Genomic DNA, 19,588 nt, shown 5'->3' on the forward strand with positions numbered 1-19,588 from the left:
AACTAGAACCAAGAAGCCGCGGCGTACTGGATTCCCCGCGTGCCCGGGGAGTGACAGCGGAGTTTGTAGGATCTGTTCGGGATGATAGCAGAATGCCCCTGTTTTGCCCGACGTGTCAAATGGCGCTGCCGCCAGCGCAAACCGCGCTGCTCCTCGCGTAAGCCGTTGATCTTGCTACCGCCGGCTACTGTGCATGGGGTTGTTTTCGCACTTTTTGTGCCGGCAGCTCACGCCGCCTGCACCACCACGCGGTTGCGGCCGTCGTGCTTGGCGCGGTAGAGCGCGGTGTCGGCGCGCTTGAGGACGTCGGCGACCGCCTCGCCCTTCTGCTCCAGCGTGGTCAGGCCGATCGAGATCGTGACCTCGATACGCTTCGTCCCTTTGTGGATCGCAAACGGCTCGCCTGCGATCGAGCGGCGCAGGCGCTCGGCGACCATGCCGGCGACGTGCAGATCGGTCTCGGGCATCACGATGACGAACTCCTCGCCGCCGTAGCGGCAGGCCAGATCGATGCCGCGGATCGACTTGCGCACCCGCACCGCGAATTCGCGCAGCACATCGTCGCCGGCGTCGTGGCCGTAATTGTCGTTGATCGACTTGAAGTAATCGATGTCCAAAATCATCAGCGCGAGCGGCTTGCCGCGGGTCGCGGCCTGCTCGGCGAGCGTCGCCAGATGGCTCTCCATGTAGCGGCGATTGTGCAGGCCGGTGAGCGCGTCGGTGATCGCCATCTCGATCGAGTTCTGCACGTTGTCGCGCAAGTGATCGGTGTAGCGGCGGCGGCGGATCTGGGTGCGGGCCCGCGCCAGCAGCTCGGTCTTGTCGATGGGGCGCAGCAGATAGTCGTTGACGCCGATCTCGAGGCCGCGGAGCAGCCGCGTCGAGTTCTCGGGGTCGGCGATCGCCAGGATCGGCACGTGGCGCGTGCGCTCCAGCGAGCGCGCCTGGCTGCAGAGCCGCAGGCCGTCGAAATTGTTCAGGTCGAGCGAAACGATCAAGAGGTCGTAATTGCCCTCGGCGGCGTGGAACAGCGCTTCCGTCGGGCTCGGCTCGACGTCGATGGTGTGCTCGGCGGCGAGGATCGTCGCCAGCCGCTCATAGGAGGACTCGCGGTCGTCGACCAGCAGGATGCGGCCGCCCTTGCCGGTATCGGCCACCGCGCTGCGCTCGGGCGCCTGCATGCCGATCTCGAGCGAGGTGATGGCGCGCATGCGCAATTCGTCGGTCATCATCTTCAGGCGCGTCAGCGAGCGCACACGCGCGATCAGCACGACGTCGGAGACGGGTTTTGTCAGAAAATCGTCGGCGCCGGCTTCGAGTCCGCGGTTGCGGTCGGACGGGCTGTCGAGCGCGGTGACCATCACGACGGGAATGTGGTGGGTGGCAGGATCCGTCTTCAGGCGGCGGCAAACTTCGAAGCCGTCCATGTCGGGCATCATCACGTCGAGCAGGATGATGTCGCATTCGGCGCGCCGGCTGATCGCCAGCGCCTCGGCGCCGTTCGCCGCAGTCATCACGTCGAAATATTCGGCAGACAGGCGGGCTTCGAGGAGCTTGACGTTGGCAGGAACGTCATCGACAACCAGGATACGCGCGGACACTTTGAACTCACTTCCTATCCGATAAAACGCCGGACCGTCTCAATGAATTTGCCGACCGAGATCGGCTTGGACAAATAGGCTTCGCAGCCGCCCTCGCGGATGCGCTCTTCGTCGCCCTTCATCGCGAAGGCGGTGACCGCGACGACGGGAATGGCGCGCAGCTCCGGATCGTCCTTGATCCAGCGCGTCACCTCGAGGCCCGAGACCTGCGGCAGTTGGATATCCATCAGCACGAGGTCGGGCCGCATCTTGCGAACGAGATCGAGCGCCTCGTAGCCGTTGCTGGTGCCGGAGGTCTGGTAGCCGTGCGCCTCCAACAGGTCGCGGAAGAGCTTCATGTTGAGCTCGTTGTCTTCCACGATCAGGACGGTCTTAGCCATCCCGCCCTCCTGATTGGTCCGCAGACCCATACATGTGACGCCTCAGGCGCCGCTCGCCGGCGCTTCGAAAACTGGATTCAAACTAGCCCCAGATTCGCTCTAGTTTCGTTAAACCCGAGGGCCGACTTTCTGCGATGTGGTTTCCAGTTGCTTGTCGGGCTCGCAAGACTCGAGGCGAAGACTCGGGCATGATGATTCCAAATTAGAGACCGAAAGTTAACGGAAAGGCAAACCGGCCCCGTGAAAAAGCCTGTTCACAACCCCCGCGAAGTCGCTGAAATCGTTGCGATTCAGGCCCTGTCCTTCGTCGCCGGCGAGCCCGAGCGGCTGGGCCTGTTCCTGGCTGAGACAGGGGTCGGTCCGGAGACCCTGCGCAATGCCGCTTCCGACCCCAATTTCCTGCTCAGCGTGCTCGATTTCGTGCTGCGCGATGACGAGACCGTGAAGGCCTTTGCGAAGACCGCGGAACTGCATCCGACCAATGTTGCCGCAGCGCGGCAGGTGCTGGGCGACGCGCTCGGCGACCCCTCCTGGGAGCGCGACGTGCCGTGACCTCCCCCGATCCGGCCGGGCCCCGCTGCTTCTGCCGGGATTGTCTGGCCGATCTGGACATGGGCGTGCGGCGCTGTTCCTCCTGCGGATCCCCTCGCCTGGTCCGCCACCGCGCGCTCGCGGGCCTGACCATCGCCCATATCGACTGCGACGCCTTCTATGCGACCGTCGAGAAGCGCGACGATCCTGCTATCGCCGATAAGCCCGTCATCATCGGCGGGGGCAAGCGCGGCGTGGTGTCGGCTGCCTGCTACATCGCCCGGACCTATGGCGTGCGCTCGGCCATGCCGATGTTCAAGGCTCTGGAGGCCTGTCCGCATGCGACGGTAATCCGCCCCGACATGGCGAAATATGTCCGGGTCGGCCGCGAGGTGCGCCAGGCCATGCAGGCGCTGACGCCGCTGGTCGAGCCGCTCTCGATCGACGAGGCCTTCCTCGATCTGTCCGGCACCGAGCGCGTCCACGGCATGATCCCGGCAAAGGTGCTGGCGCGCTTTGCGCGCGAGGTCGAGCGCGACATCGGCATCACCGTCTCGGTCGGCCTGTCCTGCAACAAGTTCTTGGCCAAGATCGCCTCCGACCTCGACAAGCCGCGCGGCTTTGCCGCGCTCGACCAGGACGAAGCGCGCTTGATGCTGGCTTCGAGGCCGGTCGGCTTCATCTTTGGCGTCGGACCGGCCACGCAGGAACGCCTTGTGCAGCGCGGCTTCCGCATCATCGCCGATCTGCAGAAGGCCGACGAGATCGAGATGATGCGGCAGTTTCCGAGTGACGGCCGCCGGCTGTGGCGGCTTGCGCGCGGCATCGACGACCGCCGCGTCGAGCCTGATCGCGGCGCCAAGACGATTTCCAGCGAGACCACGTTCGAGAGCGACATCCGCGATTTCGCGACGCTGGAGAAGACCTTGTGGCGGCTGTGCGAGAAGACGTCGTCGCGTCTCAAGAGTAGCGAGCTCGCCGGCTCGACCGTCACGCTGAAGCTGAAGACCGCCGATTTCCGCCAGCGCACGCGCTCACAGTCGATCGCCGCCCCGACGCAGCTCGCCGCAAAGATCTTCTCGATCTGCCGCGAGATGCTGGCAAAAGAGATCGACGGCACCGCCTTCCGCCTGATGGGCGCCGGCGTCAGCGCGCTGCGTGACGGCTCGGCCTCCGACGACACCGACATGCTCGACCGCCGCGCCGCGCACGCCGAGCGCGCGGTGGACAGTCTGCGCAAGAAGTTCGGCAGTGCCGCGGTGATCCGCGGCATTGCGTATGAGGGGCCGGAGAAGGCGCAGGAGTGATCGAGTCCTGCTCAACTCAGTCGCGTTCGAAGATCCGTGCACCCGGATAGGCGCGCCGGGCATACTGAACGACCAACTGCCGATCCTGAGTTTCCAGGAACGGCGTTCGGATCTGACAAGACCCGACGATGAGGTGCCACAAGCCGTTGAGCTTTCGAATGACGACGTTCATTTGAGCCTCCTCGCAGTGACCCGAGTGGGCTCAAATTGTAAGAATCTCCCGCCGTCGCTCAATTCTACCAGCGTAAGGTCAGCGCATGAGAAGGAATAGAGGAGATATACAAAGGTATGTTGACAATGGCTCCAACAGCCTCTGTCGCCGATTGCTTCGCAAGGGCTCAAACGATCCGACCGGTTCAGGGGCTGGCATCGTGACAGGCGAACGCCATCTCGACGCGCTGCTGAGCAACATGAAGCCGGAGATCCTGGACGGCATCTTCGTATTTTGCACGCTTGCGCCCAGCGCGAGTATTCCAGCCACCATCAGTCCGATGCTGACGTTCCGCGAACGCGAAGGAACGACACTGGTGATCGCTCGCGAAGAGGCCGAAGCGGCAGGCCTGCGCTACGAGTTCGCCTCGCGCCTGATCACCCTGACGATTCATTCGTCGCTGGACGCGGTCGGATTCCTGGCTGCGATCACAGCCCATCTCGCCGCAGCTGGCATCAGCGTGAATGCCGTTTCGGCCTTCCATCACGATCACCTCTTCGTGCCTGTCGACAAGGCCGATGAAGCGATGGCTGTTCTACAGAAGATGTCTGGCGCGAGACACTCGTAGCCCGGATGGAGCGGAGCGCAATCCGGGACAGCGCATCCTAGCAGCAGACCCGGATTACGCTTCGCTCCATCCGGGCTACAGAGAGACCTCAATCCGCGATCGCTACCGCCTCGATCTCGATCAGCCACTCCGGCGCGGCCAGCGCGGAGACGCCGACGAGCGTAGAGGCCGGTGGCTCCATGCCTTCGAAGAAGACGGACCGGGCTTTGCCGATGATGGGGCGCAGCTCCGGCTTGTAGTTCACGACGAAGGTCGTGATCTTGACGATATTGGCGTAGCTCGCCCCCGCCGCTTTCAGCGCGTGGCCGAGATTCTGCATCACCTGCGTCGTCTGTGCAGCAATATCGCCCTCGCCGACGATCCGCCCCTCCTCGTCCACCGAGACCTGGCCGGAGATGTAGATGGTGCGGGCACCGGAAGCGGTGACGACGTGGGAATAGGCGGGATTGTGATGCAGGCCGCTGGGGTGGAGATGGTCGAGCTTGGGCATGGTTGGCTCCCGGATGTTTGTGATTGGGACCGAGCGTAGCGGGAGAGCGCGCGGAGAGCTAGCTGTCATTGCGAGGAGCAAAGCGACGAAGCAATCCAGACTGCCACCATGGAAATAGTCTGGATTGCTTCGCTGCGCTCGCAATGACGGAGGAAAGAGCGACAGCCCCTCAATTACAGGGCTTGCTGTCCTTCACGTCGAACTTGCCCATCGCGCCGGAGATCACGAAATCGTTGTAATCGAGCACGAGCTGGCGGGAGACGCCGTTCTCGTAGAGCTCGAACGCCATCGCGTAGACCGGCGTCTGCTCGCCTTCCTTCTGCTGGGCCTCGCGGTCGAAGTAACTGACGGTGACGGGCCAGCGCTTGAGCGATTTCATATGCTCGTCGGAGATCGACGGGTCGGACGCCGTGGCACGGTCGGCCGGGATCGGCTGGCCGATCACGGTCAGCGTGTTGTAGACCTTCTGGCCGTCGTCGGAGCCGTCATAGACGGAGAGCTCGAGCAGCGACTTGCCTTCGTTGGCCGCAGCGATGATGCGCTGGATCTGCTCGGTCGGGAATACGATCTTGCCGTCGAGGGTAAACGTCTTCGGCGCCGGCAGCTTCAGCTTGACGTTGATGTGGTCGCCGTCGCGCTCGGCCGAGCCGTCGACGCGGCCTGCATCGGCCTCGTTCATCCGCGTCTCGATGTTGAAGCGGTAGCTCTTGCCGGCAGCGTCCTCCCAGGAATTGGAGCGGAGGTCACTCAGCGTGACCTTACCCTCGCCGCTGTCGAGCTCGGAGACCTGGCGGAATTCCGAGGTATAGCCCTCGCAGGCATTCCCCGTGAAATTGTAGAGGATGCGGCCGCGGGCACTGTTGACCGAGTTGGAGCGCGATTTCACGAGGCTGAGGTCATACAGCGCCTGATGCGCGAGGAACGGACCGTTGGCGGCCTGCGCCCAGCCCCCAAGGCCGACAGTGGCCGCCGCGAGCGCCATCACACCGAGCGAAGTCCGGAAAAGGTGCACCATGTCTATTCCCTGGGGAAGCGCAGATTCGACATTTTAATGACCGATCCATTGCGTCGCAACTGAGGCCGTTTCACGTAAAGTTGCGGCTCGCGTGTTGAACCTCCTCCCCTGCCTCAACAAAATGCAGTCCCCTTCGGTTGCTTGCATGTGGCGGCACGATGAGCGAAACAGGACCGCCGGCCTCCAGAGGCGTCGGGGCAGATGAATTCTTGGACAACGAGGTCGAACATGGCTGGCACAGTCGAGCAGAAACTGGCGGAACAAGGCATCAAGCTGCATGAAGCCCCCACTCCCGTCGCCAACTATGTCCCGTTCGTGCGCACCGGCAATTTGCTGTTCGTCTCCGGCCAGGTCTGCTTCGATCCTGCCGGCAAGCTGATCGCCAAGGGCAAGCTGGGTGCCGGCGTCTCGATCGAAGACGGCGCTGCGGCCGCCCGCGGCTGCGCGGTGAACCTGCTGGCCCAGGTCAAGGCCGCGCTCGGCGACCTCGACAAGGTCGTGCGCGTGGTCCGCCTCGGCGGCTTCATCAACTCGGCGCCCGACTTCCTGGACGGGCCCAAGGTGCTGAACGGTGCCTCCGACCTGATGGTCGCGGCCTTCGGTGACAAGGGCCGCCATGCCCGGACCACCGTCGGGGTCGCCTCGCTGCCTGCCGACGCGGCGGTCGAGGTCGATGGCGTGTTCGAGGTCGCCTGACACGAATGCGCGCTCCGGATTGGCTGACAGCCCGGCCGGTCGCCCATCGCGGCCTGCATGACATTTCGCGCGGCATCGTGGAAAACATGCCGGGGGCGGTCCAGGCCGCAATCGCAGGCAATTTTTCGATCGAGGTCGATATCCAGCTCTCCGCCGACGGTGAGGCCATGGTGCATCACGACCATGCGCTCGGCCGCCTCACCGAGGCCACCGGAGAGGTGATCGAGAAGACCGCAGCCGAGCTGAAAGCCATCAAGTTCAAGGACACGCCGGAGCGGATGATGTCGCTCGGCGACCTCTGCGCCCTGGTCGCCGGCCGGGTACCGCTGGTGATCGAGGTGAAGAGCCATTTTGGCGGCGACCGCAAGCTGGTGAAGCGGATGGCCGAGGTGCTGGCATCCTACGACGGTCCCGCTGTCGGCATGTCCTTCGATCCCGACCAGGTGCTGGCGCTACGCGAGCTGCTGCGCTCCCGCCCGCGCGGCATCGTCGCGCAGCGGACCTATGAGGACGAGTACTGGGCCAAGCTGACCCAGGCGCAGCGCGACAGCATGCTGTACCTGCGTCACGGCTTCCAGACCCAGCCCCACTTCGTGGCGTTCAAAGTCGACCATCTGCCGGCCCCCGCCCCCTGGATTGCCCGCAACGTCTTCGGCTGCGCCCTGCTCGGCTGGACCGTGCGCACGCCGGAGCAGCGGACGCGGGTCGGTCAATATGCGGATCAGATGATCTTCGAGGGGTTCGTGCCGTAGGGTACGGCATGCGAACGCGCTCGTGTCCGGACGCTCCAAGCGTTGCGGCGCAGAGCCGGGACCCATCCCCCCGCGAACGTGCTGCCACATGGGCCCCGGCGCTGCAGCGCCCTGCTGAAGGAGCGCTGCGCTGCGTCCGGGGCACGAGAGAGGCGTTCCCCACCCTTGAAGTCGCTGCTGCAATGCACGATCTTGGGGACGATGGCATCATCCGAAATCACGCTCGAGGCCGTACCTTCGATTGGCGAAGTGGCACCGGAGGATTGGGACGCCTGCGCCAATCCCGGCAAGGCTTGCAATGGGAATGGCACGGGAACCTCATCCGCCCTTCCAGGCGATTCCGCCGGTCTCTTAAAGACGGCCTATAACCCGTTCGTCTCACACGCATTTCTCTCCGCCGCTGAGAAATCGGGCTCAGCGACGATCCGCACCGGCTGGGGACCGCGGCATCTCGTGGCCAAGCTCAACGGCCACGTCGCCGGCGTTGTGCCCTGCTATCTCAAGTCGCACTCGCAGGGCGAATATGTCTTCGACCGTGGCTGGGCGGACGCCTATGAGCGGGCCGGCGGACGGTACTATCCGAAGCTCCAGGTCTCGGTTCCCTTCACGCCGGCAACGGGACCGCGCCTGCTGGTCCGCGACGGTGTCGACCGCGAGCGGATCAGCGAGGCCCTGGCGAGCGGGCTGGTGGCGCTGTGCGGGGTCAGCAAGGCCTCCTCGGTGCACGTCACCTTCGCCCGCGAGACCGAATGGAAGCTGCTCGCCAAGCACGGTTTCCTCCAGCGCACCGACCAGCAGTTCCACTGGCACGATGACGGCTTTGCGAGCTTCGATGACTTTCTGGCGACGCTGAACTCGCGCCACCGCAAGTCGATCAAGCGCGAGCGACGCGATGCGCTCGCCGCCGGCATCACTATCCACTGGCTCACGGGCAAAGACATCACCGAGGATGCCTGGGACGCGTTCTTTGAATTCTACATGGAGACCGGCTCGCGCAAATGGGGCCGGCCGTATCTGACGCGCGAGTTCTTCTCGCTGATCGGCGAGACGATGAGCGAGGACGTGCTGCTGGTGATGGCCCGCCGCAACAATCGCTGGATCGCGGGTGCGATCAACTTCATCGGCTCGGACACGCTGTTCGGCCGCAACTGGGGCGCGGTCGAGCATCATCCGTTCCTGCATTTCGAGGTCTGCTACTATCAGGCGATCGATTTCGCCATCAAGCGCGGCCTCCGGCACGTCGAGGCCGGCGCGCAGGGCGAGCACAAGATCGCACGCGGCTATCTGCCGAAGACGACCTATTCCGCCCACTTCATCGCCGATCCGGGCCTGCGGCGCGCCATCGACGACTATCTCAAGCGCGAGCGCGCCTATGTTGCGGAAGCCGGACGCGAGCTCGCCGAGCTCGGCCCGTTCCGCAAAGGCGCCGACGAGGCGTCTTGACGCCTCGCGATGGCTGGTGACAGTAAGCGCAAAATCTCGAGGAGCCGCCGAGGAGCTAGCATGACCGCCTACGACACCAACAACATCTTCGCAAAGATCCTGCGCGGCGAGCTGCCCTGCTACAAGGTGTACGAGGACGAGCACGTCTTCGCCTTTCTCGACATCATGCCGCGCGTGCCTGGCCACACGCTGGTGATCCCGAAGGCCGCTGCCCGCAACATCCTCGACATCAGACCGGACGACTTCGCCCATGTCGCCCGCGGCGCGCACAAGATCGCGGCGGCCGCGATGAAGGCGTTCGAGGCCGACGGAATCACCGTGCAGCAGTTCAACGAGCCCGCCGGCGGACAGGTGGTGTTTCATCTCCACATGCACGTGATGCCGCGCCGCGACGGTGTCGCCATGCTGCCGCCCGCGAGCCGCAAGGAAGACACCAAGGTGCTGGAACAGCACGCAGCCAAGCTGATGGCGGCGTTGAAGGCGGGGTAGATCTCTCCGCTCGTCATTCCGGGGCGCGCCCCGTAGCCCGGATGGAGCGAAGCGCAATCCGGGACTGTCCCCGCATTCCGCTTCGCTCCATGCGGGCTACGATGGCTCCTCCTCGTCATTGCGAGCGAAGCGAAGCAATCCAGACTGCTTCCGCGGAGACGGTGGATGCTTCGTCGCAAGGGCTCCTCGCAATGACGGAGGAGAGACTTCACTCCGTCTCGAAATCGCCCTTCTGCGGGGCCGCCAAGGGCGTGAACTCGCAACGGTCCGGCTTGATGTCGATCAGCGGCGTGTTGTCGAGGCAGTCGAGTCCGCGCACCAGGATCGCATTGCCCTCGATGCCGACCAGCTTCACGATCGAGGTGCCGATCGGATTGGGCCGCACCGGTGAGCGTAGCGAGAAGGTGCCGCGGGTCTTCTCGTTGTTCTTTGGGCTCTGCAGGATGATGTCGCGGCGCGACTTGTCGAGCCAGTAGAGCACTTCGAGGTTGCTGTAGAAATCGACGCCCTTGATGGCCGGCACGAACGGCTCGAATATTTCGAGCCGGCACACCGGGCCGTCGTGACGCCCCTGCCGCGGCGTCTCCAGCCGCGACGTCCAGGGCGTGCGGATGCGGCCGATGAAGACGAGGCCGGCATCCTCTGCGGGCGGCAGCTCGATGGCGACCTCGCCCTCGCGGAGCTCCTGTTCGCGAACCATATTTCCTGTTCCTTGCTGTTCGCCGGCGGTTTTAGCCCAACCACCACTTGCCGGCCAGCATGAAGAGTTCGCCCGTGACCACGCCCGCGAAGATCGAGCGGCGGGTCAGCAGGAAGACGACGAGCCCCGCTCCCACCGCGCCATAGCGCAAGATATCCGACACGCTGGCAAGCGCCCCTGGCGGCTCGACCACGATCTGGGCGATGACGCCGGCCAGGATCGCGGTCGCGACCGCCCGCACCCAGACCAGCAACTCGGAGCCCTCGTCGATGCCGCCGCCGAACCACAGGCCCAGCATGCGCCAGATCTGGTTGGGAACGACGCCGGCGACGAAGAGCACGGCGAGCGCATGCCAGTCGCCGATGAGCTGCGAAAAGCTCATGCGCGCACCTCCCGCCACCAATGCACGCCATAGGCGATCGTGCCAGCCACGACGCCGCTGACCAGGATGTCGAGGCCCGAGTTCATTTTCGCCGCCAGCGGATAGAGCAAGATCCCGAGCGTCAATGCGACGACATCAGCGACCTCGCGGCTATTGCGTGCGGTCGAGAACAGGAACGACAGCGGGGTCAGCAGCAGAATCGCCGCGCCAAGCGTCTGCGTCAGATTGGCGGCGAGGAAATAACCAACCGTGTTGGCGCAGAGGCACACCGAGACCAAGCCACAGCCGAGCCCGTGGACGAAGGCGATGCGCCGCTCGCGCGGCACAAGCGGCAGGAAGCGGTGGCATTCGACCCACAGCGTCACCGCGGTGAGATGCGCGGCGAAGATCAGCTCGCGCCGTTTCGTCGTCGGCGTGCGCATCAAGGGCAACACCGAGACCACCATCGGAAACAGGCGGATGGCACTAACGGTGACCGCGATCGCCGACTGGATGATGGTGGCACCCGAGCCAAGCGTGGTGATCAGGATAATCTGCGCAGGACCCGCCCAGACGAACAACGTCGAGGCGAGCGCCCAGAGCAGGCTGAAATGGGTGTCGTGGGCGAGCGCGCCGATGCCGAGATAGGTCACGAACAGCACGATGGTGAGAATCGTCTGCGTGATCGAGCGCAGCCCCCACGCAAAGGCACGCCAGGAGCTTTGCCATTGAGGTGAATCGAGCGGAGGGAGCGCCACGGGAGGTTTGGTCGAGGAGAGGAATCGTGCCTCATAACGGGCGATACGGCGACGCACGTCAAGAAAGCCCGCGGCGGGGCTGGCATGCGCACGTGGCGCGGGGCACCCGCCGACGTCATTCCGGGGCGCGACAAAGTCGCGAGCCCGGAATCCATTTCACCACGATCTCTGCGGCCCGATGGATTCCGGGCTCGCGCCAAGAGGCGCGCCCCGAATGACAAGCCCTACCCACTCACACCGCGGTTCTTCAGCACGAAGCACGCACCGCCCGCTTTGCGGATACGATTGCACAGATCATCCGCCTCGGCGCGCGTGTCGGCACCGATGCGCACCTGATAGAAGGCGCGTGTGCCGCGGCTGCGCATCACTGAGCTCAGCAAGCTCGGATCGCGGTCGCCGATCACCGCGCTCAGCCGCGTGACCGCGCGGGAATACATCGCCAGCGCCCTGTTGCGGTCGAAGCCAGCGGCGAGCTGCACGCCCCAGACCTTTGCGGCGGCAAGCTCGACATGCTGCTCGAGTTCGGCCACGAACGGGTTGGGCGCGCGCTTGAGCAACGCCATGAGATCGCGGCAGCTCGTCGGCGGTGAACTCGGCGGTCCCTTGCCGGTGCTGCCTGCCTTGGCCCAGGCATCGACGCTCGTGCCGGTGATGGCGAAGACGTAGTTGCGGGTCTGCTCCGGCATCGGTCCCGTGCCCGCGAGCCATTCCTGCACCCGCCGCGGGCCCGCATTGTAGGCGGCCGCCGCGAGGCCGAGATTACCGAACTGGTTGCGCAGCTCGTTCAAGAACTCCGCCGACTTCGGCAATGCCTGCACCGGATTGAACGGATTGAGCAGCCCGCGCTCGCTTGCAGTGCCCGGCATGAACTGCGCGATCCCTTGTGCGTGCTCGCCGTTGCGGGTCACCGGTCCGACCGCATCGGACTGGAAGCGGCTTTCCTGCCAGATCACGCGGGCGAAAAACTCCAGCGGCAGATTGGCCTCGCGCGCCGCCGCCTCGATGATCAGGCAGAGCGACTCCCGCGTGTCGCTCTCGCGGGCGTCCTTCGGTTTCTCCGCCGGCTTCGCGGGTTCCTCGGCGTTCGGAGGCACGACGGACGAAGGCGCCTCCTCCGCCAGCGCCGGCGACAGCACGAGGGTCTGGCACAAGACAGCGATAACCCGAGCTATTCGCATGGCATTGACGCTATCGGACAATTCGGACCTTGACTTGGAACCCCAGCCAACTAGCAACGAGCGGCAGTATCAACGCAGGTCCCGCTCCGATGGTGACAATCTTTTTTGATCTCGATGGCACGCTGACCAACCCGAAGCCCGGGATCACCCGCTCGATCCAGTACGCGCTGGAACGGCTCGGCGTTTTGGTGCCGAGCGAGGACGAATTGACCTGGTGCATCGGCCCTCCGCTGCATGCCAGCCTCAAGAAGCTCACCGGGACCGATGAACTCGCTGACCGCGCGCTCCTGCTCTATCGCGAGCGCTTCAGCGACATCGGCCTGTTCGAGAACGAGGCTTACAGCGGAATTACGGACACATTGTCGACGCTCGCAGCGACACGTCAGCGCATGTTCGTGGCGACCAGCAAGCCTGCGGTCTACGCCACGCGCATCGTCGATCATTTCGGCCTGAAACCGTATTTCGAACGCGTGTTCGGCTCCGAGCTCGACGGCACCCGCGTCGACAAGCGCGACCTGCTCCGCTATGCGCTCGACGAGGCCAGCGTCGATCCGCAGCGCGCCATCATGATCGGCGATCGCAGCCATGACGTGGTCGGTGCCCGCACCAACGGCATGACCGCCATCGGCGTGCTCTACGGCTATGGCAGCGAGGCCGAGCTAAAGGAGGCCGGCGCGCACCACATCTGCGCCGCACATCCCGAGCTGCTCGGCCATTGCGTGACCTAGCCTGTCAGGCGCCGACAGTCTCCACCGCCGCCAGCATGCCCGTCTTCGGATGGCAGTTCAGATATTCGAAGAACTGCTCGTCGGCAGCGGCCACCGTCACCTCGTGATAGAGCCGCAGCTTGGCTGACGGCCCGAGCGTCGACAGATATTTCATCGCCGCACCGAAGATCTTGACATGGGTCGGATGCGACTCCGCCCAGCGTTCGAGCGCAGCGAGGCTCTTCCACCAGCTCTGGCCATAGGACTTTTCGCTGACGCTGCCGTCAGCCGCGAGCACGCGCATGTAGCGGTTGGCGTAGCAGCCGATGCCGAGGCCGTCGTCGCGCAGGAAATCCATGCCCTCGCGCAGCACCGGCTCGACGTCGTCGAGATAGAGCTTGCGCTCGGACGCTTCGGTATCGCTCCAGTCCTGCCCGGAGCGGATCAGGCAGAGATTGTCGTGCGCCACGACGCGCAGCCGCGCGCCGTCGCGGATCAGCTCCGGTGCGCCGCCGGGCGCCATCGCGTCGGTCTGAGACAGCGGGATACGGTCGCGCATGCCGCCCCAATAGGCGTGCTCCTGCACCTCGCCGCTCATGCCGCCGGCGATTGCGGCTACACCCTCGGGCCGGTCAGGCGAGGAGAACAGCGTCTCGTGCCGCGCCACAATGGGCCGCAGCACCTCGATGAAGGTGCCGATGCCGTCTCGCTGTCGTCCGGTCCAGGCCTCGCGCGCCGGTGCGAACCAGGCATCGAAACGCGCGACATCGTCCCAATAGGCCACCGAGACAACGTTCTCATGACCAGACCGGTCGACATAATGCGCGCGGTCCCAATGTGATGGACCGTTCTCCGCAGCGAAGAGCCCTGCGATTTCTTTCAACGCGTCCGTCGCCGCCGGCGCCCCACCGTGATATTGCACGCCGAAATAGGCCATCACGACGCGGCCGACGGCAGGCTTGTAGCGCGCCACGAACGACGGATATGGCGGCTGATAGTCGTCCGGCACGCGCTTGTGGCGCGTGCGCGGGGCCTCGAGATGCAGAGGAATTGCGGATTCCATTATCGTGTCCTCCTCTCGACGCCGACGATCAGCTCGCCGCCGCGGCGATATCCTTGGGCTCGACGGTGTCGACCGGCAGCGCAAACTGCTCGACCCGCTTGTACGGCTTGTTGTTGAGCAGGAGCCGCGTCACGTCGGGCCGCGAATAGTGCCCGGCGGGATCGGCGGCGTTCTTGGCGATGCCGATGGCGCCGAGGTCGATCTCGGCAATCAGGAGGCCTTCCTGGTCCGGCGCCAGCTTCTCGCCGATCTGGCTGCCGTCGGGCCCGTAGATCGCGGCAAACCCGCCGCCGGCATGTAGCAGCGCATGCTTGTCGGGCCGGTCGCAAAGTTCGTCGATCATTCCTTGCGACACCGTCGCGCAAGGCGCCAGCACGAAGCAGGAGCCTTCCACCGCATAGACGCGCGAAGCCGCATTGTTCACCTCGGCCCCGAGCGCCGGCGCAAAGGGATCGTAGAGCGAGAAGCTCGGCCAGGCCGCGACGTGCACCTGTTCGTTCTGGGCGTACATCGCGTATTTCGACAGCGGCTGGAGATGCTCCCAGCAGCACAGCGCGCCGAGACGGCCGATGTCGGGTCTGGCATGCACGGCGAGGTCGCTGCCATCTCCTTCGCCATAGACCGTGCGCTCGGCATGGGTCGGCCGCAGCTTGCGGCGCTTTGCGATGGTCTCGCCGTCGGGTCCGATCAGCCATTGCGCCAGATAGAGGCTGCCACCGTCGCGTTCGGACAGGCCGATCACGGCGGTGAGCTTTGCCTTGCGCACGGCCTCGCGCAGCTTTTCGGCCTGCGGGCTGTCATAGGACAGTGAATTGTCGAAATAGCGCTGCACGAAGCCGCGGCCGATCGCCCAGGCCGGCGAGTCCATCCAGATATGCCAGGGGTAACCGGGGATGAACGCCTCGGGAAAGGCGATCAGCTTGGCGCCCTTCTCCGCGGCCTCTCTGATCAGCGCGATCGACTTGTCGATCGAGGCGTCGAGGTCGAGCCAGGCCGGCGCCGCCTGCACCACTGCTACCTTATATCTCGGATGTTCGATGCCCATTCCCGCCTCCATTGCCGGTTGATCGGAAGCCACGTCCGATGCAGTCTATTGAGCCAAGCCGGGCGGCCGGGCGCTCGACCACGGCGGAACAAAAACTCGACTGGACGCGGCCACCGACCGGTATGGGATTTGCCTCCGGGCAGGCTGGATCCGCCAACAGACGATTTTGCAGGATGTGAAAGGGAGGCTCCTCAGATGCCAGTCCAGTTCACGACGGACGGCAGCCCCGGCTACCGGCGGCTTGCTCTCTGGCAGGACATCGTCTGCGACGTCTTCGTCGGGCTCGACTGCAAGTCGGACCTCGGCAGCGCCTTTCACGGCTCGGTCACGCAGGCTTCGCTCGGCAGGGCCGTGTGCTCCGAGGTCTGCTCCGACCGCCAGCACGTGTTCCGCACACCCTCGCGCATCGCGCGCTCTGATCAGGATTTCGTCCTGGTCGCGCTCGGCAATCGCGGCGACGGCGGCGTGGTGCAGGATGGCCGCGAGACCGTGATCCATCCCGGCGAGTTCGCTCTGTATGACACCACGCGGCCCTATGAGCTGAAGTTCAACCACAGCTTCACGCAGACCATCTTCAAGGTGCCGCGTGAGATGCTGCAGCGCCGGCTCGGCGGCACCGAGGCGCTGACCGCGATCGCGTTCGGCGCTGACGCACCGCTCGAACGGCTCGCCTATGATTTTATTATCAGGCTCTGCCAGAGCGCGGACCGGTTGGATCCGAACAACGCGGTCGCGCTGTCGGAGCAGGCAGTCGATCTCCTTGCGATGGCGCTGGGCGAACGGCTCGGCAAGACATCGCTGCCATCCTCGACCCATCGCTCCGCCCTGCTCTACCGGCTGAAAGCGCACATCCGCGCGCATCTCGCCGATCCCGAGCTCTCGCTCGCGGAGACCGCGGCCGCGCTCGGCATCTCGCCGCGCTACGTCAACGATCTCCTCGCGGACGAGGACATCTCGTTCCAGCGCCACGTGCTGGCCGAACGTCTCGCCCAATGCCGGCGCGACCTCGCCTCGCCCGTGCTCGCCCATCGCCACATCAGCGAGATCGCCTTCGCCTGGGGTTTCAACGACCTCTCGCATTTCGGCCGTGTCTTCCGCGAGCATTTCGGGATGTCGCCGCGCGACTTCCGGCAGAGCCAGTTGCGGCACTGACGTCCCTTGCAATCAGCTATCAGCTCGAGCCTTCGCTTCCAGCGAAGGCCATGCTCGCCAATTCCAAATTGTCTTGCCTCGTGACCTGCATCAAGCTGGCACGCATGAGGACTCACGCCACCATAAGCGGAATGGAGCTGTTGCTGAGTGTGATCGCGATCCGGCTCGCAGTGCTGGTCCTGGTGGGCTGGAGCCTGACGCTGCTGCCGCGGCAAACGCGTGACAGCGAACCCGCGTGCTTGCCCTCACCCGCAACAAGGCTCGAAGCTCAATCTTTGGTGAAGACACCCGGCTCGCGCGTTGCCGATGCAGCGTTCGACGACATGCGCCTGCACGATTAGGCCATTCCCAAGCAAGGCCGGTATGTGAGCGCGTGATAGGACGCGGCGCCTGCTTGCACTATCCTCGCCACCAGGCCGCAGTGATCAATCAGCGACCAGCCGAGGAGCATATCGATGGAATACCGACGCTTGGGCCGGTCAGGCCTCATGGTGCCTGCCTTGAGTCTTGGGACCGGCACCTTCGGCGGCGTCGGCCGCCTCGCCGCGTGGGGCACGACGGACGCGACCGAAGCGCGGCGGCTTCTCGATATCTGCCTCGATGCCGGCGTGTCGATGTTCGATACCGCGAATGTCTATTCGCTCGGCGAATACGAGCGCGTTCTCGGCGAAGCCATCAAGGGACGCCGCGACAAGGTCCTGGTCTCGACCAAGGCAAGCTTCCGCTTCGGCGACGGGGCCAACGACATCGGATCATCACGCCAGCATCTGCTCGCGGCCATCGACGGTTCGCTGAGCCGGCTCGGCACCGACTACATCGACCTATTCCAACTCCATGGATTCGACGCCTTCACCCCACCTGAAGAGGTGCTCGCGACCCTCGACGTGCTCGTGCGTGCCGGCAAGATCCGCTACGTCGGCGTCTCGAATTTTTCGGGCTGGCACCTGATGAAGTCGCTCGCCGTCGCCGACAAGCATGGCTTGCCGCGCTATGTCGCCAACCAGACCTATTATTCGTTGATCGGTCGCGACTACGAGTGGGAGCTGATGCCGCTCGGTCTCGACCAGGGCTTAGGTGCCGTGGTCTGGTCGCCACTCGGATGGGGCCGCCTCACCGGCAAGATCCGCCGGGGTCAGCCCAAGCCGGACGTCAGCCGCCTGCCCCAGACCGCCGATTTCGGCCCGCCCGTGCCGGACGAGCACGTCTATCGGGTCGTCGATGCCATCGACGAGGTCGCGAAGGGGACGGGCAAGAGCGTCTCGCAGATCGCGCTCAACTGGCTGCTGCAGCGTCCGACCGTCTCGACCCTGATCATCGGCGCGCGCAACGAGACGCAGCTGCGCAAAAATCTCGGCGCGGTCGGCTGGTCGCTGACCAAGGACCAGGTCGCAAAGCTCGATGCCGCGAGCAAGGTGACGCTGCCCTATCCCTATTGGCACCAGCGCACGACATTCACCGACCGCAATCCGCCGGCGGTGTAGAAGCCGGCCAATTGCCATGACTGCGCGCTGTTGAGCTTTCGTGAAAGCGCGTTCCGACCCCTGTCTTTTCATGGCGGAAGCCCTGCTCCGGCGGGGGAACTGTCGGTGTCCTGACGGGTTGCTGTCGATCGGGCAATTTCCTGTTCGGAGATGAATTACGGCTCGAATCAACCGCGCCTCCATCATGTCGTCCGCCCCGATCGAGCATGCCGACGGCTTGCCGCAGCCACAACGCAGCCAGGCGGTGCTGACCATTGCGCTCGGCATCATCATGGCGGTGGTCGACAGCGCCATCGCCAACGTGGCGCTGCCGACGATTGCGGCCGACCTCGATGCGAGCCCGGCCTTCTCGATCTGGATCGTCAACGGCTACCAGCTCGCGATCACGATCTCGCTGCTGCCGCTGGCTTCGCTCGGCGAGATCGTCGGCTATCGTCGCGTCTATCTGGTCGGGCTCGCGCTGTTCACGCTCGCATCCGCGTTGTGCGCGCTGGCACATACGCTGCCGCTATTGACGATCGCGCGCATCATCCAGGGCTTTGGCGCGGCCGGCATCATGAGCGTCAACGCGGCGCTGGTGCGTTTCACCTATCCGCGCAGCCAGCTCGGCCGCGGCATCGGGCTCAACGCGCTCGTGGTCGCCTTCTCGGCCGCGGTCGGACCGACGCTCGCCGCCGGCATCCTCGCGGTCGGAAGCTGGCCCTGGCTGTTCGCCATCAACGTGCCGCTCGGTGCGGCGACATTGCTGATCGGCTTGCGCAGCCTGCCGCACACCAAGCGAGCGAGCCGTTCCTTCGATTGGCAGAGCGCGGGGCTATCGGCGATCACGTTCGGCGTCGGCATCGCCGCCGTCGATAGCGTCGGTCATGGGGAGGCCGCGATCACCTGCCTCGTGCAGTTCGCCATCGCCATCATCGCCGGCGCGCTGCTGATCTATCGCGAAACCCACATGACCTCGCCGCTCTTGCCGGTCGACCTGTTACGCATCCCCGTGTTCGCGCTGTCGATTGCGACCTCGATCGCATCGTTCTGCGGGCAGATGCTGGCCTTCGTCGCCATCCCCTTCTATCTCCAGAGCCGCTTCGGCTATTCGGCCGTGCATATGGGCCTCTTGATCACACCCTGGCCGATCGCGGTGGCTTTCGCGGCGCCCCTCGCCGGCCGCCTGGTCGAGCATTATCCGGCCGGCCTGCTCGGCGGCATCGGGCTCACGCTGTTCGCTTGCGGCCTCGGTGCGCTCGCCTTCCTGCCCGCTAGCCCGACGCCGTTCGACGTGATCTGGCGCATGGCACTGGCCGGCGCCGGCTTCGGCCTGTTCCAGACCCCCAACAACCGCACCATGATTGCGGCGGCCCCGCGCGAGCGCGCCGGCGGCGCCAGCGGCATGCTGGGCACGGCACGCCTGCTCGGCCAGACCACCGGCGCGGCGCTGGTGGCGCTGTTGCTCGGCCGCTATCCGATCGACGGAACCCGATTGGCGCTGCTCGCCGGTGTCGGCTTTGCACTCTGCGGCGCGGTGCTGAGCATGCTACGGCTGTCGCCCGCGGGCGCGCGCGGCGCCGAGCAAGTCCGCGTGCAGGACGACCAGCGCCTGCGGGGGGAATGAAGCCGCTACGGTGATGCGAGCAACAAAAAGGCCGGCTTTTCAGCCGGCCTTTTC

The 19,588-nt window shown here is 65.1% G+C and carries 23 protein-coding genes; 12 read left to right on the forward strand and 11 right to left on the reverse strand.

Going from position 1 to position 19,588, the window contains the following annotated elements; all coding sequences use genetic code 11:
- Positions 1 to 227 precede the first annotated feature (227 nt).
- Positions 228 to 1,601, reverse strand: a complete 1,374-nt coding sequence (locus LRP30_RS23175; protein ID WP_249756422.1) for a PleD family two-component system response regulator — start codon at positions 1,599 to 1,601, stop codon at positions 228 to 230.
- Positions 1,602 to 1,615: 14 nt separating this feature from the next.
- Entirely contained in the window at positions 1,616 to 1,981 is a 366-nt protein-coding gene (locus LRP30_RS23180) for a response regulator (RefSeq protein ID WP_008566616.1), read from the reverse strand.
- 240 nt (positions 1,982 to 2,221) lie between these two features.
- On the opposite strand from LRP30_RS23180, the gene LRP30_RS23185 reads away from it, so the two are divergent.
- Positions 2,222 to 2,533 carry a DUF3572 domain-containing protein gene (locus LRP30_RS23185; protein WP_091895933.1) on the forward strand — a complete coding sequence of 104 codons (312 nt, stop codon included), beginning with the start codon at positions 2,222 to 2,224 and terminating at the stop codon, positions 2,531 to 2,533.
- Positions 2,530 to 3,819 (forward strand): DNA polymerase IV, encoded by a 1,290-nt coding sequence (locus tag LRP30_RS23190; RefSeq protein WP_128955677.1) that lies wholly within the window; start codon positions 2,530 to 2,532, stop codon positions 3,817 to 3,819. Before LRP30_RS23185 ends, LRP30_RS23190 begins: the two co-directional genes overlap by 4 nt.
- A 16-nt stretch (positions 3,820 to 3,835) precedes the next feature.
- Here LRP30_RS23190 and LRP30_RS23195 read toward each other — a convergent pair whose 3' ends face one another.
- Complete coding sequence (locus LRP30_RS23195) at positions 3,836 to 3,991, reverse strand: hypothetical protein (protein ID WP_008548553.1); 156 nt, start codon at positions 3,989 to 3,991, stop codon at positions 3,836 to 3,838.
- A gap of 199 nt (positions 3,992 to 4,190) precedes the next feature.
- On the opposite strand from LRP30_RS23195, the gene LRP30_RS23200 reads away from it, so the two are divergent.
- Positions 4,191 to 4,598 (forward strand): ACT domain-containing protein, encoded by a 408-nt coding sequence (locus LRP30_RS23200; protein WP_128955675.1) that lies wholly within the window; start codon positions 4,191 to 4,193, stop codon positions 4,596 to 4,598.
- 88 nt (positions 4,599 to 4,686) lie between these two features.
- Here LRP30_RS23200 and LRP30_RS23205 read toward each other — a convergent pair whose 3' ends face one another.
- Entirely contained in the window at positions 4,687 to 5,088 is a 402-nt protein-coding gene (locus LRP30_RS23205; RefSeq protein WP_128955674.1) for a RidA family protein, read from the reverse strand.
- A 169-nt stretch (positions 5,089 to 5,257) separates the two neighbouring features.
- Positions 5,258 to 6,103 carry a cell envelope integrity EipB family protein gene (locus tag LRP30_RS23210; protein ID WP_128933297.1) on the reverse strand — a complete coding sequence of 282 codons (846 nt, stop codon included), beginning with the start codon at positions 6,101 to 6,103 and terminating at the stop codon, positions 5,258 to 5,260.
- Between the two features lie 228 nt (positions 6,104 to 6,331).
- Between LRP30_RS23210 and LRP30_RS23215 the strand changes: the two genes are divergently transcribed.
- The 4 genes from LRP30_RS23215 (at position 6,332) to LRP30_RS23230 (ending at position 9,483) form a co-directional block, all read left to right on the forward strand.
- Complete coding sequence (locus LRP30_RS23215; protein ID WP_018321130.1) at positions 6,332 to 6,799, forward strand: RidA family protein; 468 nt, start codon at positions 6,332 to 6,334, stop codon at positions 6,797 to 6,799.
- Between the two features lie 5 nt (positions 6,800 to 6,804).
- Positions 6,805 to 7,551 (forward strand): glycerophosphodiester phosphodiesterase, encoded by a 747-nt coding sequence (locus tag LRP30_RS23220; RefSeq protein WP_249756423.1) that lies wholly within the window; start codon positions 6,805 to 6,807, stop codon positions 7,549 to 7,551.
- Between the two features lie 201 nt (positions 7,552 to 7,752).
- Positions 7,753 to 8,994 carry a GNAT family N-acetyltransferase gene (locus tag LRP30_RS23225; protein WP_249756424.1) on the forward strand — a complete coding sequence of 414 codons (1,242 nt, stop codon included), beginning with the start codon at positions 7,753 to 7,755 and terminating at the stop codon, positions 8,992 to 8,994.
- Positions 8,995 to 9,054: 60 nt separating this feature from the next.
- The gene (locus LRP30_RS23230) at positions 9,055 to 9,483 is read left to right on the forward strand and encodes an HIT family protein (RefSeq protein ID WP_249756425.1); all 429 of its coding nucleotides are present in this window, start codon (positions 9,055 to 9,057) and stop codon (positions 9,481 to 9,483) included.
- Between the two features lie 208 nt (positions 9,484 to 9,691).
- Here LRP30_RS23230 and tsaA read toward each other — a convergent pair whose 3' ends face one another.
- The 4 genes from tsaA to LRP30_RS23250 form a co-directional block, all read right to left on the reverse strand.
- Positions 9,692 to 10,183 (reverse strand): tRNA (N6-threonylcarbamoyladenosine(37)-N6)-methyltransferase TrmO, encoded by a 492-nt coding sequence (gene tsaA / locus LRP30_RS23235; RefSeq protein WP_091889533.1) that lies wholly within the window; start codon positions 10,181 to 10,183, stop codon positions 9,692 to 9,694.
- A gap of 31 nt (positions 10,184 to 10,214) precedes the next feature.
- Positions 10,215 to 10,565: an AzlD domain-containing protein gene (locus LRP30_RS23240; protein ID WP_249756426.1), complete on the reverse strand. Its 351-nt coding sequence runs from the start codon at positions 10,563 to 10,565 to the stop codon at positions 10,215 to 10,217.
- Positions 10,562 to 11,302 (reverse strand): AzlC family ABC transporter permease, encoded by a 741-nt coding sequence (locus LRP30_RS23245; protein WP_249761816.1) that lies wholly within the window; start codon positions 11,300 to 11,302, stop codon positions 10,562 to 10,564. The genes LRP30_RS23240 and LRP30_RS23245 overlap by 4 nt, the downstream gene beginning before the upstream one ends.
- A 224-nt stretch (positions 11,303 to 11,526) precedes the next feature.
- Positions 11,527 to 12,480: a lytic transglycosylase domain-containing protein gene (locus tag LRP30_RS23250; protein ID WP_249761817.1), complete on the reverse strand. Its 954-nt coding sequence runs from the start codon at positions 12,478 to 12,480 to the stop codon at positions 11,527 to 11,529.
- Between the two features lie 89 nt (positions 12,481 to 12,569).
- Between LRP30_RS23250 and LRP30_RS23255 the strand changes: the two genes are divergently transcribed.
- Positions 12,570 to 13,208: an HAD family hydrolase gene (locus tag LRP30_RS23255; protein WP_249756427.1), complete on the forward strand. Its 639-nt coding sequence runs from the start codon at positions 12,570 to 12,572 to the stop codon at positions 13,206 to 13,208.
- 4 nt (positions 13,209 to 13,212) lie between these two features.
- Here LRP30_RS23255 and LRP30_RS23260 read toward each other — a convergent pair whose 3' ends face one another.
- A complete protein-coding gene (locus LRP30_RS23260; RefSeq protein WP_249756428.1) occupies positions 13,213 to 14,250 on the reverse strand; it encodes a phenylacetaldoxime dehydratase family protein in 1,038 nt (345 codons plus the stop codon).
- 28 nt (positions 14,251 to 14,278) lie between these two features.
- The gene (locus LRP30_RS23265) at positions 14,279 to 15,295 is read right to left on the reverse strand and encodes a carbon-nitrogen hydrolase family protein (protein ID WP_128947083.1); all 1,017 of its coding nucleotides are present in this window, start codon (positions 15,293 to 15,295) and stop codon (positions 14,279 to 14,281) included.
- A 195-nt stretch (positions 15,296 to 15,490) separates the two neighbouring features.
- On the opposite strand from LRP30_RS23265, the gene LRP30_RS23270 reads away from it, so the two are divergent.
- From LRP30_RS23270 to LRP30_RS23285, 4 genes are all read left to right on the forward strand, one after another.
- On the forward strand, positions 15,491 to 16,447 hold the full coding sequence (locus LRP30_RS23270) for a helix-turn-helix domain-containing protein (RefSeq protein ID WP_128941303.1): 957 nt from the start codon (positions 15,491 to 15,493) through the stop codon (positions 16,445 to 16,447).
- A gap of 50 nt (positions 16,448 to 16,497) precedes the next feature.
- Entirely contained in the window at positions 16,498 to 16,788 is a 291-nt protein-coding gene (locus tag LRP30_RS23275) for a hypothetical protein (RefSeq protein WP_249756429.1), read from the forward strand.
- Between the two features lie 114 nt (positions 16,789 to 16,902).
- Positions 16,903 to 17,928, forward strand: coding sequence for an aldo/keto reductase (locus tag LRP30_RS23280; protein WP_249756430.1), 1,026 nt, complete (start codon positions 16,903 to 16,905; stop codon positions 17,926 to 17,928).
- A gap of 184 nt (positions 17,929 to 18,112) precedes the next feature.
- Positions 18,113 to 19,534: an MFS transporter gene (locus tag LRP30_RS23285; protein WP_249756431.1), complete on the forward strand. Its 1,422-nt coding sequence runs from the start codon at positions 18,113 to 18,115 to the stop codon at positions 19,532 to 19,534.
- The last annotated feature ends 54 nt before the right edge of the window (positions 19,535 to 19,588 follow it).

The sequence above is a fragment of the Bradyrhizobium sp. C-145 genome (genome assembly GCF_023375135.1).
Lineage (GTDB): Bacteria > Pseudomonadota > Alphaproteobacteria > Rhizobiales > Xanthobacteraceae > Bradyrhizobium > Bradyrhizobium zhanjiangense.

What these genes read in the sequence shown, in the direction of transcription:
- LRP30_RS23180 (WP_008566616.1), bottom strand. Translation starts at nt 1,981, where the DNA reads ATGGCTAAGACCGTCCTGATCGTGGAAGACAACGAGCTCAACATGAAG.
- LRP30_RS23195 (WP_008548553.1), bottom strand. Translation starts at nt 3,991, where the DNA reads ATGAACGTCGTCATTCGAAAGCTCAACGGCTTGTGGCACCTCATCGTC.
- LRP30_RS23205 (WP_128955674.1), bottom strand. Translation starts at nt 5,088, where the DNA reads ATGCCCAAGCTCGACCATCTCCACCCCAGCGGCCTGCATCACAATCCC.
- LRP30_RS23210 (WP_128933297.1), bottom strand. Translation starts at nt 6,103, where the DNA reads ATGGTGCACCTTTTCCGGACTTCGCTCGGTGTGATGGCGCTCGCGGCG.
- LRP30_RS23215 (WP_018321130.1), top strand. Translation starts at nt 6,332, where the DNA reads ATGGCTGGCACAGTCGAGCAGAAACTGGCGGAACAAGGCATCAAGCTG.
- LRP30_RS23220 (WP_249756423.1), top strand. Translation starts at nt 6,805, where the DNA reads ATGCGCGCTCCGGATTGGCTGACAGCCCGGCCGGTCGCCCATCGCGGC.
- LRP30_RS23225 (WP_249756424.1), top strand. Translation starts at nt 7,753, where the DNA reads ATGGCATCATCCGAAATCACGCTCGAGGCCGTACCTTCGATTGGCGAA.
- LRP30_RS23230 (WP_249756425.1), top strand. Translation starts at nt 9,055, where the DNA reads ATGACCGCCTACGACACCAACAACATCTTCGCAAAGATCCTGCGCGGC.
- tsaA (WP_091889533.1), bottom strand. Translation starts at nt 10,183, where the DNA reads ATGGTTCGCGAACAGGAGCTCCGCGAGGGCGAGGTCGCCATCGAGCTG.
- LRP30_RS23240 (WP_249756426.1), bottom strand. Translation starts at nt 10,565, where the DNA reads ATGAGCTTTTCGCAGCTCATCGGCGACTGGCATGCGCTCGCCGTGCTC.
- LRP30_RS23250 (WP_249761817.1), bottom strand. Translation starts at nt 12,480, where the DNA reads ATGCGAATAGCTCGGGTTATCGCTGTCTTGTGCCAGACCCTCGTGCTG.
- LRP30_RS23255 (WP_249756427.1), top strand. Translation starts at nt 12,570, where the DNA reads ATGGTGACAATCTTTTTTGATCTCGATGGCACGCTGACCAACCCGAAG.
- LRP30_RS23260 (WP_249756428.1), bottom strand. Translation starts at nt 14,250, where the DNA reads ATGGAATCCGCAATTCCTCTGCATCTCGAGGCCCCGCGCACGCGCCAC.
- LRP30_RS23265 (WP_128947083.1), bottom strand. Translation starts at nt 15,295, where the DNA reads ATGGGCATCGAACATCCGAGATATAAGGTAGCAGTGGTGCAGGCGGCG.
- LRP30_RS23270 (WP_128941303.1), top strand. Translation starts at nt 15,491, where the DNA reads ATGCCAGTCCAGTTCACGACGGACGGCAGCCCCGGCTACCGGCGGCTT.
- LRP30_RS23275 (WP_249756429.1), top strand. Translation starts at nt 16,498, where the DNA reads ATGCTCGCCAATTCCAAATTGTCTTGCCTCGTGACCTGCATCAAGCTG.
- LRP30_RS23280 (WP_249756430.1), top strand. Translation starts at nt 16,903, where the DNA reads ATGGAATACCGACGCTTGGGCCGGTCAGGCCTCATGGTGCCTGCCTTG.
- LRP30_RS23285 (WP_249756431.1), top strand. Translation starts at nt 18,113, where the DNA reads ATGTCGTCCGCCCCGATCGAGCATGCCGACGGCTTGCCGCAGCCACAA.